15 protein-coding genes are annotated in these 14,138 nt (G+C 57.8%); 1 reads left to right on the plus strand and 14 read right to left on the minus strand.

The genetic code is table 11. The features are described from left to right. The first annotated feature begins 27 nt into the window (after nucleotides 1-27). Nucleotides 28-882 carry an IPT/TIG domain-containing protein gene (locus tag B5V00_RS09625; RefSeq protein ID WP_172399695.1) on the plus strand — a complete coding sequence of 285 codons (855 nt, stop codon included), beginning with the start codon at nucleotides 28-30 and terminating at the stop codon, nucleotides 880-882. Between the two features lie 92 nt (nucleotides 883-974). On the opposite strand, the gene ahcY is transcribed toward B5V00_RS09625, so the two are convergent. The 14 genes from ahcY to rpoN form a co-directional block, all read right to left on the minus strand. Further along, nucleotides 975-2,408, minus strand: a complete 1,434-nt coding sequence (gene ahcY, locus B5V00_RS09630) for an adenosylhomocysteinase (RefSeq protein WP_425432583.1) — start codon at nucleotides 2,406-2,408, stop codon at nucleotides 975-977. Nucleotides 2,409-2,480: 72 nt separating this feature from the next. Then, nucleotides 2,481-3,551 (minus strand): TIGR04283 family arsenosugar biosynthesis glycosyltransferase, encoded by a 1,071-nt coding sequence (locus B5V00_RS09635; RefSeq protein WP_085010579.1) that lies wholly within the window; start codon nucleotides 3,549-3,551, stop codon nucleotides 2,481-2,483. Nucleotides 3,552-3,636: 85 nt separating this feature from the next. After that, nucleotides 3,637-4,806 carry a methionine adenosyltransferase gene (gene metK / locus B5V00_RS09640; RefSeq protein ID WP_085010580.1) on the minus strand — a complete coding sequence of 390 codons (1,170 nt, stop codon included), beginning with the start codon at nucleotides 4,804-4,806 and terminating at the stop codon, nucleotides 3,637-3,639. A gap of 95 nt (nucleotides 4,807-4,901) precedes the next feature. Continuing rightward, nucleotides 4,902-6,686 (minus strand): phosphoenolpyruvate--protein phosphotransferase, encoded by a 1,785-nt coding sequence (gene ptsP, locus B5V00_RS09645; RefSeq protein WP_085010653.1) that lies wholly within the window; start codon nucleotides 6,684-6,686, stop codon nucleotides 4,902-4,904. Continuing rightward, the gene (locus B5V00_RS09650) at nucleotides 6,667-6,933 is read right to left on the minus strand and encodes an HPr family phosphocarrier protein (RefSeq protein ID WP_085010581.1); all 267 of its coding nucleotides are present in this window, start codon (nucleotides 6,931-6,933) and stop codon (nucleotides 6,667-6,669) included. Before B5V00_RS09650 ends, ptsP begins: the two co-directional genes overlap by 20 nt. 190 nt (nucleotides 6,934-7,123) lie before the next feature. Then, entirely contained in the window at nucleotides 7,124-7,885 is a 762-nt protein-coding gene (locus B5V00_RS09655) for a PTS system mannose/fructose/sorbose family transporter subunit IID (protein ID WP_085010582.1), read from the minus strand. Further along, a complete protein-coding gene (locus B5V00_RS09660) occupies nucleotides 7,882-8,574 on the minus strand; it encodes a PTS sugar transporter subunit IIC (RefSeq protein ID WP_172399696.1) in 693 nt (230 codons plus the stop codon). Before B5V00_RS09660 ends, B5V00_RS09655 begins: the two co-directional genes overlap by 4 nt. Before the next feature lies 1 nt (nucleotide 8,575). Further along, on the minus strand, nucleotides 8,576-9,064 hold the full coding sequence (locus tag B5V00_RS09665; RefSeq protein ID WP_085010584.1) for a PTS sugar transporter subunit IIB: 489 nt from the start codon (nucleotides 9,062-9,064) through the stop codon (nucleotides 8,576-8,578). A 78-nt stretch (nucleotides 9,065-9,142) separates the two neighbouring features. Continuing rightward, on the minus strand, nucleotides 9,143-9,544 hold the full coding sequence (locus tag B5V00_RS09670) for a PTS sugar transporter subunit IIA (RefSeq protein WP_085010585.1): 402 nt from the start codon (nucleotides 9,542-9,544) through the stop codon (nucleotides 9,143-9,145). A gap of 4 nt (nucleotides 9,545-9,548) precedes the next feature. Next, nucleotides 9,549-10,415, minus strand: a complete 867-nt coding sequence (gene rapZ / locus B5V00_RS09675) for an RNase adapter RapZ (RefSeq protein ID WP_085010586.1) — start codon at nucleotides 10,413-10,415, stop codon at nucleotides 9,549-9,551. Further along, nucleotides 10,412-11,386 carry an HPr(Ser) kinase/phosphatase gene (hprK, locus tag B5V00_RS09680; RefSeq protein ID WP_085010587.1) on the minus strand — a complete coding sequence of 325 codons (975 nt, stop codon included), beginning with the start codon at nucleotides 11,384-11,386 and terminating at the stop codon, nucleotides 10,412-10,414. Before hprK ends, rapZ begins: the two co-directional genes overlap by 4 nt. 75 nt (nucleotides 11,387-11,461) lie before the next feature. After that, entirely contained in the window at nucleotides 11,462-11,923 is a 462-nt protein-coding gene (locus tag B5V00_RS09685) for a PTS sugar transporter subunit IIA (RefSeq protein ID WP_085010588.1), read from the minus strand. Between the two features lie 69 nt (nucleotides 11,924-11,992). Then, nucleotides 11,993-12,547 carry a ribosome hibernation-promoting factor, HPF/YfiA family gene (gene hpf, locus B5V00_RS09690; RefSeq protein ID WP_085010589.1) on the minus strand — a complete coding sequence of 185 codons (555 nt, stop codon included), beginning with the start codon at nucleotides 12,545-12,547 and terminating at the stop codon, nucleotides 11,993-11,995. A 78-nt stretch (nucleotides 12,548-12,625) separates the two neighbouring features. After that, complete coding sequence (gene rpoN / locus B5V00_RS09695) at nucleotides 12,626-14,107, minus strand: RNA polymerase factor sigma-54 (RefSeq protein ID WP_085010590.1); 1,482 nt, start codon at nucleotides 14,105-14,107, stop codon at nucleotides 12,626-12,628. Nucleotides 14,108-14,138: the final 31 nt, after the last annotated feature.

The raw sequence follows: 14,138 nt of genomic DNA on the forward strand, positions 1-14,138 counted from the left end.
TGTTTTAGTTTGGAGATGAAAAATGCCATGATACGAATCATTCTGCTGCTGCTCTTCAGCCTCGGCCCGGCCGTCTCCGGCCAGGCTCTCGACATCACCTCGGTACAACCCTCGACCACCTCCCCGGGGGAGAGAGTAACCCTTACCGGCGGGCCGTTTTCCCAGCGGACCCTGGTCATGCTCGGCAACTCCATGTTGACGCCGGCGACCCTGCAGAACGGTCGCTTGTCGGTCCGCATCCCGGAGGGTCTCGCCCCCGGAGACTATGTCATCTTCGTCACCGAGGGGAACACCACCTCGCAGCAGGCCTTTATTCTGCACCTGGTGGAAAAACGGCCGCTTATCAAGGGGATTTCGCCGGCCAAGATCGATAACTGCCAGGCATCTGACAACGGCACGGAACTTCAGATCACCGGCAGCGGCTTTGCCAAGGGGGCCAAGATTCTGCTCGACGGCGCGGCCGTGGCCACCGAACGCTCCGAATCCGGATCGCTCAGCGCGACCCTGCCCCCGCTTGCGGCAGGCAACCACCGGGTTCAGGTCGTCAATCCGGCCGGCGACACATCCATCCCTTTCAACATCACGGTTTCCGATCAACCGACCATCGACGACATCAGTGTCGGTGATGACCTGGTCAACGCCTATCAGCTGATCATTTCCGGACGCAACTTCAGCCCCCGGTCGAAACTGCTGGTCAACGGCAAGCCGATCAGCGCTTACGGCCGTTTCCATCCCCGCGACAAGGACAACGTCGAATATATCGACTGCAACACCCTGCGCTACACCCGTTACCAGGTCAGCGGGCAATTGCAGCGGGTCCGGTTCCGAATCCAGAACCCGAGCGGCCGGCAGAGCAATATCTACGAAGCAACGATTCGTTGAAACAGGTGCCTCCATGACAGCAAAGGCCCCGCGGCATTCACCGCGGGGCCTTTGCTGTTGCTGCTGATCCGGGGCTTGCCCGGCATCCCTTGTCAATACCGGTAATGATCCGGCTTGTAGGGCCCGTCGACCGGCACGCCGAGATAGTCGGCCTGTTCGGCAGTCAACCGGGTGAGACTGCCCCCCAGCTTGTCGAGATGCAACCGGGCGACCTTTTCATCAAGCCGCTTCGGCAACACGTAAACCTCCTTGTCATAGCGATCGCCGTTGCAGAAGAGTTCGATCTGGGCAATGACCTGGTTGCTGAAGCTGTTGGACATGACGAAGGACGGATGGCCGGTGGCACAGCCGAGGTTGAGCAATCGCCCCTCGGCCAGCACAATGATCGCGTGCCCGTCGGGAAAAACCCACTGGTCGACCTGGTTGCCATGCTCCTGCGGATTCTTCAGATTGACCTTGCGGACCCCCGGAATTCTCGCCAGTCCGGCCATGTCGATTTCATTGTCGAAATGTCCGATATTGCCGACGATGGCGTTATGTTTCATCCGTTGCATCTGCGCGGCGGTGATGATATCCCGGTTGCCGGTGGTGGTCACGAACAGGTCGGCTTTCTCCACCACCTCGTCGAGAGTACGTACTTCGTAACCCTCCATCAACGCCTGCAGAGCGCAGATCGGATCGATCTCGGTGACAATCACCCGGGCCCCCTGCCCGCGCAGGGACTGGCAGCACCCCTTGCCGACATCCCCATAGCCGCAGACCACGGCGACCTTGCCGGAAAGCATCACGTCGGTGGCGCGCATGATGCCGTCAACCAGGCTGTGACGACAGCCGTAGATGTTGTCGAACTTGCTCTTGGTGACTGAATCATTGACATTCATCGCCGCAAAAGGAAGCTGACCGTCCCGCTGCAGCTGGTAAAGGCGGTGAACGCCCGTGGTGGTTTCTTCGGTCACCCCGCGGATGGAATCACAGGTGGCACTCCAGCGTCCGCTGCCGGCTTCGATCGTCGGTCGCAGGCAGTTGATCAGCTCGATCCAGTCCTCCGGATCGTCCGTCTTGACCTCGGGCAGCCCCTGCCGTTCCCAGGCGGCACCGTTGAGTACCATCATGGTGGCATCTCCGCCATCGTCGAGAATCATGTTCGGCAGTTCGCCATCCGGCCAGGACAGGGCCTGTTCTGTACACCACCAGTATTCCTGAAGAGTTTCCCCCTTCCAGGCGAACACCGGGACACCGGCCGCGGCAATCGCCGCTGCGGCGTGGTCCTGGGTTGAGAAGATATTGCAGGATGCCCATCGCACCCGGGCTCCGAGTTCAACCAGGGTTTCGATCAGCACCGCGGTCTGGATGGTCATGTGCAGCGAACCGGTGATACGCGCGCCCCGCAACGGCTTCTGTTCACGATATTCTTCGCGCAGGGCCATCAGGCCCGGCATTTCAACCTCGGCCAGTTCGATTTCCCGCCGACCGAAATCGGCCAGGCCGATATCCTTGACCTTGAAATCCTGCTTTGCAGTCATCATTTATCAACTCCTTGTTATGCCGCCCGATCAGAACGGGCCCAGGGTTACCCTGAAACGGTGATCCGCACCGGTTCAGGCATCCGTTCCGCATTCCCGCCGCAACTGCAGCTGAAACCAGATCCAGGTCAACAATCCCGCCAGGGCATGACCGACCGGATTGTCGGTCAACAGGTTGAAGCAACGATCAAACCCGCGCAGCTGCCGCTCGATCTCCGCCGGAGATGTTTCCAGGGTCCAGCGCCCGGAGCGTATCCGCCGGGCAAGCAGTAACTGCCAGGCATTACCGCGGACATAGCGACCGGTCCGGTACCAGAGCTGCAGACGTTTTTGCAACTGGCGTTCGGCGATCATGGCCTGAAAGCGCCGCAGGAATGGAGCAAGCCGCAATTCACCGGTTTCCGCCTGTTGACGATAGATCGGCCCGGTCGCGGTCAAAAACTCGGTCATCCCCAGGGCACGAAAATTCATCAGCAGGGCGTTGAGCAGCTGCCGTTGACGCAACCCTTCACGGGCAAAGCGACGCGCGGAGGTCTCGATCTCGGCGTTCAACAGCAACCATCGACCGCGCTGCCTGAGCCGCTCTGCCAGACGGGTATCTTCAAACAGCGGCCAGTCTTCGGGGAACCCGCCCAGGGCATCAAAGACGGTTGCCGCCATCAGCATCCCCTGGTCGCCGTGGGTACAGCCGGGGCGGTCGAGACGGGCCTTGATTTCCCAATAGAGCAGTTTTTCCCGCAGGGCGGGCGGCGCGTCGCCGAAAAGAAGCCGGAAATGACCGGCAATCATCCCCTCACCGGACGCGGCAAGCTGTTCGACAGCTGTTGCCAGCGCATGACTGTCCGGCAATCGGCTGTCAACATGCAGAAAAAGAAGAAATCGGCCGCGAGCTGCCGCCCGCCCCCGATTCATCTGGACCGCCCTGCCCCGCGGCGCCTCTATCCAGCGGGTCGCAAAACCTTTCTGCGCTCGCCGCCGGACAAGTTCCCGTCCCTCATCGACTGAACCGCCATCGGCAAAGATGACTTCAAAAAAGAGCCCATCCTGCCGCTGCAGCATGGCAAGAAAGTCGGCAATCGCCGCCGCCTCGTTGAGAACCGGGACAATGATCGAAAGCTGCGGCTGGTTCGCCCTGGAAGCGGTCATTAAAAAAACGGCGGGACTCGCGGCCCGCCGTCTACCGGAAAATCGGGGGCTCGAGCTACAGTCCCGCTCCTGCCTCCTGAACCGGCTAGAGTCCCGCCAGCTTTTTCAGGCTGTCGGCCCGATCGGTACGTTCCCAGGTGAACTCGGGAAGCTCGCGGCCGAAATGGCCATAGGCGGCCGTGCGACGATAAATCGGTCGCAGCAGGTCGAGAGTCTCGATAATACCGCGCGGGGTCAGGTCAAATTCCTCCTGCGCGATCCTGGCGATATCGTTGGACGGGATCTTCCCGGTGCCGAAGGTATTGATCATGACCGAAACCGGTTCGGCGACGCCAATGGCGTAGGCCAGCTGGACCTCGCATTTATCGGCCAGCCCGCCGGCGACAATATTCTTGGCCACGTAACGCCCCATGTAGGACGCGCTGCGATCAACCTTGGACGGATCCTTGCCGGAGAAGGCACCACCGCCATGCGAGCCCTGGCCACCATAGGTATCAACGATGATCTTGCGTCCGGTCAGGCCGCAGTCACCCATCGGTCCGCCGACCACGAAACGCCCGGTCGGGTTGATGAAGTACTTGGTCTGTTCATCGATCAGGTCGGCCGGAATGATCTTTTTCACCACTTCCTCGATAATCCCTTCGCGCAGATTGTCGTAGGTAACATCGGGGTTGTGCTGCGAGGAGATAACAACCGCGTCGACCCGAATCGGCTTGTCGTTGATGTACTGGATCGAAACCTGGGATTTGCTGTCCGGACGAAGGAAATTGAGCAGACCGCTCTTGCGCACCTCGGCCAACCGCTGGGTCAGCTTGTGAGCGAACATGATCGGCATCGGCATCAGCTCAGGGGTTTCATTACAGGCATAGCCGAACATCAGTCCCTGGTCCCCGGCCCCCTGGGCCGTGAACAGGCCCTCTCCCTCGGTCACGCCCTGGGAGATATCCGGCGACTGCCGGTCGATACTGGTCATCACCGCGCAGGTTTCCCAGTCGAACCCCATCGCCGAATCGTCGTAACCGATCTCGCGGATGGTCTGCCGAACGATTTCCGGCATATCGACATAGGCACTGGTGGTAATTTCACCGGCGATCATCGCCATCCCGGTTGTGACCAGTGTCTCACAGGCCACACGCGCTTTTTTGTCCTCAGTGAGAATCGCGTCGAGAATTGCGTCGGATATCTGGTCGGCAACCTTGTCAGGATGTCCTTCACTGACAGATTCCGAGGTAAACAGAAAGTCGGTCATAGCCATGGGGCATACTCCTTCAGTTTATGCGTGAGATATAAGCGGGTCATTCTAGGAGGCCAAACACGAAACTGTCAAGATTGATCGCCTGTTCACCCTCTTTAGATATCCGTCTTGCCGAACAGGTCGGGAATCCGGGTCATCATTTCTTCTTCGAGGCAGTGGGTGACTTCTGCAACGGTCGACATCTGCAGCAGTTTTTCGAGCAATTCTTTTCCCTCGGAATAACGAATCTGGCGCACAACCCGTTTTACGCGCGGGATACAGGGCGCATTCATCGAGAGTTCACCGAAACCGAGACCAATCAGGATCGGCAGGTAGAGGGGTTCCGCAGCCATCTCGCCGCACATCGCCACCTTGATCCCCGCCTGCCGCGCGGCACTGCAGATCATCTGCAGGGCCCTTAAAATGGCCGGATGCAGGGGTTCGTAAAGATAGGCGACATGTTCATTGGACCGATCCACCGCCAGACAATACTGAATCAGGTCATTGGTGCCGACCGAAAAGAAATCGACCTCGCGGGCCAGCTTGTCGGCAATCATGGCGGCTGAAGGAGTCTCAATCATGATGCCGACCGGAAGCCTGCCGTCAAAATCGATACCTTCGCGACTCAACTCGGCCATGGCCTGATGAAGAATCGATTTGCAGGCGCGGATTTCAGAAACACCGGAAATCATCGGGAACATCACCCGGACCGGTCCCAGGGCCGACACCCTGAGGATGGCCCGCAACTGGATTTTCAAAAGCTGCCGGTCGGCCAGGGAAAAGCGGACTCCGCGCAATCCGAGAGCCGGATTCACCTCATCGGAGAGATTGATCTCGGGAACGAACTTGTCACCACCGACATCGAGGGTGCGGATTGTGACTTCATGGGGCGCCATGGCGGTGGCAATTTCGCGATAGGCGTCGAACTGCTCCTCCTCGTCCGGGGGAAACTGTCTGCCGAGATACAGGAACTCGGAGCGGAACAGGCCGACCCCTTCGGCCCCCTGGGCGAGGGCATGGGGTACTTCGGACGGTAATTCAACATTGCATCGCAGCACCAGTCGATGGCCATCAGGAGTTTCAGCAGGCAGGCTGCGGTAACTGAGCAGTTCCCTTTCACCATATTCGTAACGTTGCTTCTTCTGCAGGTATTCCCGGAACGTTTCCGGCGTGGGGTTGAGAATAACGGTGCCGCTGGAGCCATCGACGATCAAAGGCGTGCCGCCGGGGATCAGCGCGGTCGCGTTTTCCAATCCGACAACCGCCGGGATACCCTGGGATCGTGCCAGAATTGCGGTATGCGACGTACGGCCGCCGACATCGGTGACAAAACCGATGATCTTGTCCTTGTCGATCTGCATGGTATCGGCCGGTGAAAGGTCGTGGGCGACAACCACGACTTTTCGATCGATGCCGGACAGCGACTGTTCCGACTCTCCCGTAAGATTGCGCAACAGCCGTTCTCCAACCGATTCCACATCCGACCCGCGATCACGCAGGTATTCATCCTCAATGCTCTCGAACACCGAACGGAACTGGTCGAGAGCGCGCTTCAGCGCCCCTTCGGCATTGAGCAGATCTTCACGGATACCACGCCGGGTTTCGGCGTGCAGCATCTGATCCTCCAGGATCAGCAGGTGCGTATCAATGATGTACAGATGTTCGGCCAGGTGGCGATCGGCGACCCGCCGTTTGACCTCGTGGAGCTGCTGCCGGGAAATCTCAACCGCTTCCTCAAAGGCCGCTATTTCGACATCGACGTCGCTCTTGCGGATACGACGCTCAAGCGCGGCCATACGGGCGCGGTTGACGAGGTGAGTCGCGCCGATGGCAATCCCCGGGGACACACCGATACCAACCAGAAATGTGTCGGGACTTATTTCAGTCTTCACCGAAGCCATCATTAATAAGTTCTTCCAATGCTTTCAGGGCCGCCTCTTCATCAGGGCCGTTGACGCTGACGGAAATGGTCGATCCACGGGGAGCGGCCAGCATCAGAATTCCCATGATGCTCTTGCCGTTGACTTCCAGGTCGTCTTTGCTGACCAGGACATCCGCCGAGAATCGTCCGGCGGTCTGCACCAGTTGCGCAGCCGCCCTGGCATGCAGTCCCAACCGGTTGATAATAGTAAATTCCTTTTCGATCATTATTCAGCGTTGCCTTTCAGCTATCATCCTGAATCCGTGAGTTCCTGTTGGATGGAGAGTGCAAGTACCTGGTCTGAATGAGATTTCCAAAAATCTGAAGCGCACCCACAGGTTCGCTGGTGATTTTGGGGAAGCTCAGACAGATCAATGACTTGTGCTATCCACCAACAAGGGGCTCACTGATTCAGGTTCATTTCAGGACCCTCACTGCAAGCGTCAGGAAGGTCCCCAGGTAGATCATGGCCAGAGGAGAAACACCCTTGCGCGCCAGCCAGCAACAGAAGCCGACCACCGGCAGAGCAACAAAACCGACCGCGGGCGGCAGCCCCTTGTCATGCAGCATCATCGAAACCCACATAGCGCACAAACCACCCAGCAGGATAACGACTGCCTCCTTGATGCGGATCGCCAGATCGGGCAGATGCCAGCGCTGGATGGTTGCAACAATCCCCGCACCCCGCTGCCAGCCCCGAAAAAATCCCCAGAAGCGAAAGAACAGGTGCGGGAGGTTGTAAACCAGCAGCAACACGGCACAGGCCAGCAACGATCCGCGGACCGCGAAAAACAGGGCCAGCACCGCAGCCAGGGGACGAATCCCCCCCCAGAACAGAGCATCCCCCATGGCGGCGAAAGGCGCCATCATCATGCCGTTGAAATCACTTGCCGAAACCCCGTCCTGCGGGGTCCCGGCAACGGCATCCGTCTCCAGGGCAATGGCCGATCCGAGAATGGCGGCTCCCAGGTAGGGATGGCTGTTGAAATAGCCGAGATGACGCTGAAAAGCCTGTTTTCGTTCTTCTCCCCGGTAGAGACAGCGCAACGCCGGGGCCAGAACATAAAGGGCTCCCAATCCCTGCAGAGATTCGAAATTCCAGCTGGCCTGAAGCAGAAAGGATCGCAACGCGCAACGACCAACCAGCAGGGCATTGATCTGTCCTCGGGCGTTCTTCATAGCAGCCAGATCGTCAGCAGCACGGTCACGAACGACGTACTGAACAGGGTCAGAGCACGGCTGACATGCAGAGTCGCCAGGATGACCGCCGCCCCGACCAGGGGAAAAAGCAGTTCCAACTCACCGGTCAGCGGCTGAAGCAGGTGAACAGCCCTTGGCAGCAGGGGCATCCCGATCAGCATCCCCCCCGCCACGACAACCACGAAGGTCGCCAGAGCCGCTCCGGCGAAATGCAGCACGCCCCGCAGATGCAGGCGTTCAATCTGTTCTTCATGACCGTCAGCCACGGCTCTCTCAGCGCGTCGCAACAGCCGGCTGTTGCAGTTTCGCGCCAACCGGTCGAACCATTGACCGACCTTTCCCAGCGGCATTGCCAGCAACAGGGCAAAGAGCGCTACCGGTTCCGGAGCAAACCCACCCGCGGGATTGAGCAGAACCGTCAGGCAGGTGGCACCGACAGCGACCTGGGTGTCATCCGGCGGAATCGCGGCACCGACCGGCATGCGCGACAGCCAGAGCAGTTCACACAGTGCCCCGATCAGCAACCCGCTTTCAGGGACGCCCAGCAACCAGCCAAGCAGGGATCCCGCCACCAACGGCCGGGACAACATGATCTGCAGCAGGGCGGTGCGATCAAGCCCGGCCACAATGGCGATCAGTCCTCCCGACAACAAAACGGTCCAGCTCACCTCAGGCTCCCGTCTGCACCAGCTTGCGCCAGGGACGCTCGCGATCAGCGGGAATACACTGGGACACGATCTTCACTCCCTGTTCTTCCTCCAGGCGACGTAGGTTGACAATGTCGTCGTCATCGAGCGAGATGGTACAGGAACAGCGCAGCTTGCCCGCTCCTGCGTGCATGTTGCCCAGGTTGAGGCGGTCGAAGGGCAATCCCAGCCGATGACCCTGCAGAGCGTCAGCGGACGTTTCAAACAACAGCAGAACACGTCGACCGGCAAACATCCCCTGCCGGACCAGCTCAGCCAGCTCGGTCAATCCACCAATAACAAGTTTGATATTCTTCGGTACGGAAGCGGTCATCACTGCGCGGCGTAAAGGCTCCCCGGCCACTTTGTCACTGGCGACGACAATACAGTCCGCCTGGGTATGAGGCACCCAGGCCTCCAGGACCTGGCCGTGAATCAACCGGTTATCAATACGGGCGAGAACAACACTCATTCGTTATATCCTTGAGCCGGAATCAGGGCACCCACACCGCCGGAGCATAAAATTCCTGCCTGATTCAGGTTGATAAAACTACTGACGCAAAAAATCACTGGCCAGGGTAATACTCTGCTGGCCATAAGCTTTGAGCAGGGCGGCAAGTTCGGCCAGTGAAAGAGACTCCTGACTGTTGAAGAATTTTATCACCATCGGCAGGTTAACCCCGGTGACGATCTCGACTTTTCCCGGTTCAAGAAATGACAGACTGACGTTCGAAGGCGTCCCTCCGAACATATCGGTCATGATCACCACACCATCCCCGTCAGCGGACACCGAGGCAACAGCAGCTTCAATCTCGGAGCGAATCTCCTCGACACCCTGCTCCTTGAGAATCGCAACCGCGCGGGCATTAAGACAGGGGCCGATAATCATTTCGGCGGCATTGAGCATCTCCGCCGCCAACCGGGAATGGGTCGCAACCACCAGACCAATCATTGATTCACCTCTTGGTCGCATCCCGATGGAGAACATCGACATGCAATCCTTCACCGGGCAGGAGGCCGCGCAGGGTTTCAACCACCGCGACACTGCGATGGCGGCCGCCGGTACAACCAATTGAGACCGTCAGGTAACTCTTCCCTTCCTGACGGTATTGGGGCAGCAGAAACTGCAGCATGTCCTGAAGTTTCTGCAGAAAAGACCTGCCGACCGGATTTTCAAGAGAAAAACTTCGAACTCTCTGATCCGTACCGGTCAACGGCTGCAGATCGGGATGGTAATGCGGGTTGGGAAGAAACCGAACATCAAAAACCAGGTCTGACTCAACCGGCACCCCGAAACGGAAACCGAAGGATTGCAGCAGAACCGCAAGCTGCTGACTTGACTGATCCCCACTGGCCAGACGTATCACCTGGTTGCGCAACTGGTGAGGTGTCAGCCAGGAAGAATCAATAAAATGGGTCGCCAGCTGCTTCATCTCCGCAAGAAGCGCCCGCTCCAGTTCGATCCCATGAACAACCTGGTCCTGACTGGCCAGGGGATGCCGGCGTCGGGTTTCGGAAAAACGACGTGTCAGAACGTCATTATTGGCCTCGAAAAAGAAAATCTCGATTTCGAAACCGGTCCTGGCAAGGGTTTCGAAAGTACTGCGGGCCTCGGCCAGGTAGTCGCGGTTGCGCACATCGACAACCACCGCCAACTCACCCCCCTCGGGCTGGAAGGTGGTCGCCAGACCGAGGCACTGCGGCAGTAAAGGCAATGGCAGGTTGTCGACGACAAAGAACCCGACATCTTCAAGGGCGCGGGCGGCGCAGCTCTTGCCGGAACCCGACAGCCCGGTAATGACAAGAACCCGTTTGGCGCTCATTCGAGATTATCTCCGATAATGGTGTGGGAATGCAACCAGGCGGTTTCTGCCATGCGTTTTTCCAGCCGGTCCTGAAATTCCACCGCGCTGTTGTATCCCATCTCCTTGAGCAACTGGTTCCGAGCCGCCACTTCGACAATGCTGGTGATATTCCGTCCCGGACGAACCGGGATCTTCAGCAGCGGGATCCCCAACCCGAGAACCTTGTATTTTTCCTCCTCCAGCCCGAGACGGTCATATTCGTGTCCGTCCTCCCAGGAAACCAGCTCGATGGCCAGGTCAATTTTCTTTCTTTCCCGGATGGCCGCAACACCGAACAGGTGCTTGATATTGATAATGCCGAGCCCGCGAATCTCCATATGATAGTGAAGTAGATCCATCCCCTCACCGAAAAGAACCGCCGGCAATTTCATCCTCACCTTGACAACGTCATCAGCCACCAGTCGATGGCCACGCAGCACCAGGTCGAGAGCGACTTCACTCTTGCCGATACCGCTTTTGCCGTGCAGCAGCACCCCGACACCGAGGACATCGACCAGGACACCATGGATCGTTGTTGACGGCAGCAGACGCTCTTCCAGGAACTGGGTGATCAGCGAAATGAAGGTGGAACTCTGGTGATGAGTCCGCAACAGGGGAATACCCCGAGCCTCGACTTCCCGCACCAGCATCGACGGCGGCTCCTGCCCCTTGGTGATGATGAAACAACAGATATCGACGTTACAGAGTTTGGCCAGGTTCTTCTCGGCGAGATCAACCGGAAGATGGTTGAGATAGCTCAGTTCCGTTGAACCGAGGACCTGCAGACGGTCGGGATGAAGATTGGTCACGTACCCGGCAAGAGCGAGACCGGGTTTCTGGATTCGGGGAACCTGAACATGACGCAACAGGCCCTTTTCACCGGCCAGCAATTCCAGGTCAAGGCCGGCTTCCTTTTCACTCAGAATATCCTGGATCGTGATTCCGGGCATGCGGATCGGTCCTCTGAAAAGTCGGGGCCTGTTCCGGGACGGCACGGGCCATGCTATGAAAACATTGGGGGGACGCTAAAGGGACTCCTCCTGACGAGCGATAATTCCGTAGATGCTTTCGGCATCCTCGGCATCAAGGAGTGCCTGGCGGACGGAGGGATTTTTCAGCAGCTTGGAAATGCGCGCCAGGGTCTTCAGGTGGACGCCGACCGACTCTTCAGGCGCGACCAGCAGGAAAAAAAGCTGGGCCGGACGCCCGTCCATCGAATCAAAATCGATTCCGCCGCGACTGCGGCCGAAGGAAATCAACAGTTTGTCCAGCTTTCTCAACTTGCCATGGGGAATGGCAACTCCATCGCCGATCCCGGTGCTGCCGAGCTGTTCCCGCTCCTGGAGGATCGCGACCACCTCATCGCGATCAAGAGACGGTTCAACACGCATCAGGGCATCGGTCAACTCTCCGAGGACCTCCGCTTTGGTGGAAGCTTGCAGGTCGGCGGAGATCGCAGCGGGGTCAAGTAGATCAATAATCTTCATAATTCTGACTGAGTTCGGATACAAGTCAGGGGGAGAGTGGCGGGACTCTCCCCCTGAACCGATGTGAGATCAGGCTCCCTGTTGAGGTTCGATCAGGCCGTAGTTGCCGTCTTTGCGGCGATAGACCACATTAATGTCTTCGTTTCGGTCATTGGTGAAAACAAGAAAATCCTTGTGCAGCAGATCCATCTGCATGACCGCCTCTTCCACCGACATCGGCTTGACCGAAAAACTGTGGGAGTGAATAATGATCGGTTCCGAGGAACCCTCTTCATCAACACTCTCCGCCTTGAGAACGGTTTTCTGAACCTGCCGCTCTCTCCCGGACAAAGGCTTGTGCCGTTTCAGGCGATCCTTGTAGCGTTTCAGCTGACGTTCAATCTTGTCGACCACGGCATCGATGGCCGCGTACATGTCGTTGGTGGTCTCGGTGCCCTTGATGGTAATTCCCTTGGCGACCAGAGTCACCTCGGCTCGATGACGGATCTTCTTTTCGACCGAAAGAACCGCCTGAGCATCGATCGGTTCTTCGATGTACTTCTTGACCCTGGAGAGTTTTTCCTGCAGATAATCACGAACGGGTGCACTTACTTCCATGTGTCTGAAAGTTGTGGCAACTTGCATATGAATCTACCTCCTGGTAATGCCTCGTGGGGCGTTATCGATAGCTGAAGTATATCGCCCCGTTGACCGTTGACCAGCCTAAAAGAGTCGCTTACGTTCGGTGGACGATCCGATGCCGAGCATCTCACGGTACTTGGTCACCGTGCGCCGGGCGATATCGATATCGGATTCACGCAGAATTTCGACAATCTTCTGATCTGAATAGGGTTTTTTCGGATTTTCTCCGGAAATAATTTCCTGAATCTTGCTCTTGACACTTTCGGAGGCGATGGTGTCCCCGCCGGTTGTGCTTATACCGCTATTGAAAAAGAACTTCAACTCAAAAAGACCCTGCGGCGTCTGCACATACTTGTTGGTGGTCACCCGACTGATCGTCGATTCGTGCATTTCGATGTCTTCGGCAACATCACGCAGCACAAGGGGTTTGAGATAGGCAATGCCCTTGTCGAAGAATTCGCGCTGAAACTTGACAATGCTCTTGGTGACCCGATAGATGGTGCGCTGACGTTGATGGATACTCTTGATCAGCCAGAGCGCGCCGCGCATTTTCTCCTGGATATACTCACCTGCCTTGGCATCGACTTCCCTGCTGCCGGAAAGGGCGTTGCGATAAAACGAATTGATGCGCAAGTTCGGAAGCCCTTCATCGTTCAACACCACCACGTACTCATCACTGATCTTGTAGACAAAGATGTCCGGGGTGATGTAATGAACATCTTCCTCGCCATAGGCGCTGCCGGGACGGGGGTCGAGGTTGGAAATGATTTTCGCCGCACCGAGGACTTCATCGAGACTGACGCCAAGCGCCTTGGCAATGACGGGATACTTGCGGGCCTCGAGTTCCCGGATGTGATCGAGCAGCACCCGCTCAACCAGAGAACCCTGCATGCCGAGATGTTCAACCTGGCGCAGCAGGGATTCCCGCAGATCTCTGCAGGCAATCCCCGGCGGGTCAAACTGCTGAACCAGCAGCAGAACCTCCTCGACCTGTTCGGCGGTCACCCGGCAGGCTCCGGCAATCTCTTCCAGTGAAGCCTGCAGGTAGCCGTCAGCGTCAAGGTTGCCGATAATCTCGGCGGCGATGGCACGTTTCCAGTCAACGATACGGGACAGATTCAACTGCCACATCAGGTGTTCGGCAAGGGTACTCTTGCGCGTCAGCAGGTTCTCGTAGGAAGGGCGATCGTCGTCACTTTCGTAGATATCGGCGGTGGTTCCCGACTGGGTGTAACCTTCGAGATAGGCTTGCCAGTCAATCTCATCCTTGAGCCCTGCCGGATCTTCTGGCATTTCCTCGGCATTCTCGTTGGCGGGTTCCGCTTCAGACTTTTCGGTGTCGGCGGCAGTTTCCGCTACATCTTCAACTTCATTTTCCGCGGATTCCTTTTCCTCCGCCTGTTCCCCACTCTCTTCCAGAATCGGGTTCTCTTCCAGCTCCTGCTGAACCATATCCAGCAACTCCATACGGGAGAGCTGGAGCAGCTTGATTGCCTGTTGCAGCTGGGGCGTCATCACCAGCTGCTGGCTCATCTTAAGTTGTTGACGTAATTCCAGGGCCATCAGGACTCCATTCAGTGCGTGCTCCGGTAGA

Origin of the sequence: Geothermobacter hydrogeniphilus (assembly GCF_002093115.1) — a bacterium.
GTDB lineage: Bacteria > Desulfobacterota > Desulfuromonadia > Desulfuromonadales > Geothermobacteraceae > Geothermobacter_A > Geothermobacter_A hydrogeniphilus.

Bases quoted from the DNA above. Each gene is read 5' to 3' on its own strand.
- hpf (WP_085010589.1), bottom strand. From the start codon at position 12,547: ATGCAAGTTGCCACAACTTTCAGACACATGGAAGTAAGTGCACCCGTT.
- B5V00_RS09635 (WP_085010579.1), bottom strand. From the start codon at position 3,551: ATGACCGCTTCCAGGGCGAACCAGCCGCAGCTTTCGATCATTGTCCCG.
- rapZ (WP_085010586.1), bottom strand. From the start codon at position 10,415: ATGAGCGCCAAACGGGTTCTTGTCATTACCGGGCTGTCGGGTTCCGGC.
- B5V00_RS09670 (WP_085010585.1), bottom strand. From the start codon at position 9,544: ATGATTGGTCTGGTGGTTGCGACCCATTCCCGGTTGGCGGCGGAGATG.
- ahcY (WP_425432583.1), bottom strand. From the start codon at position 2,408: ATGATGACTGCAAAGCAGGATTTCAAGGTCAAGGATATCGGCCTGGCC.
- rpoN (WP_085010590.1), bottom strand. From the start codon at position 14,107: ATGGCCCTGGAATTACGTCAACAACTTAAGATGAGCCAGCAGCTGGTG.
- hprK (WP_085010587.1), bottom strand. From the start codon at position 11,386: ATGCCCGGAATCACGATCCAGGATATTCTGAGTGAAAAGGAAGCCGGC.
- B5V00_RS09650 (WP_085010581.1), bottom strand. From the start codon at position 6,933: ATGATCGAAAAGGAATTTACTATTATCAACCGGTTGGGACTGCATGCC.
- ptsP (WP_085010653.1), bottom strand. From the start codon at position 6,686: ATGGCTTCGGTGAAGACTGAAATAAGTCCCGACACATTTCTGGTTGGT.
- B5V00_RS09655 (WP_085010582.1), bottom strand. From the start codon at position 7,885: ATGAAGAACGCCCGAGGACAGATCAATGCCCTGCTGGTTGGTCGTTGC.
- B5V00_RS09665 (WP_085010584.1), bottom strand. From the start codon at position 9,064: ATGAGTGTTGTTCTCGCCCGTATTGATAACCGGTTGATTCACGGCCAG.
- B5V00_RS09685 (WP_085010588.1), bottom strand. From the start codon at position 11,923: ATGAAGATTATTGATCTACTTGACCCCGCTGCGATCTCCGCCGACCTG.
- metK (WP_085010580.1), bottom strand. From the start codon at position 4,806: ATGGCTATGACCGACTTTCTGTTTACCTCGGAATCTGTCAGTGAAGGA.
- B5V00_RS09625 (WP_172399695.1), top strand. From the start codon at position 28: ATGATACGAATCATTCTGCTGCTGCTCTTCAGCCTCGGCCCGGCCGTC.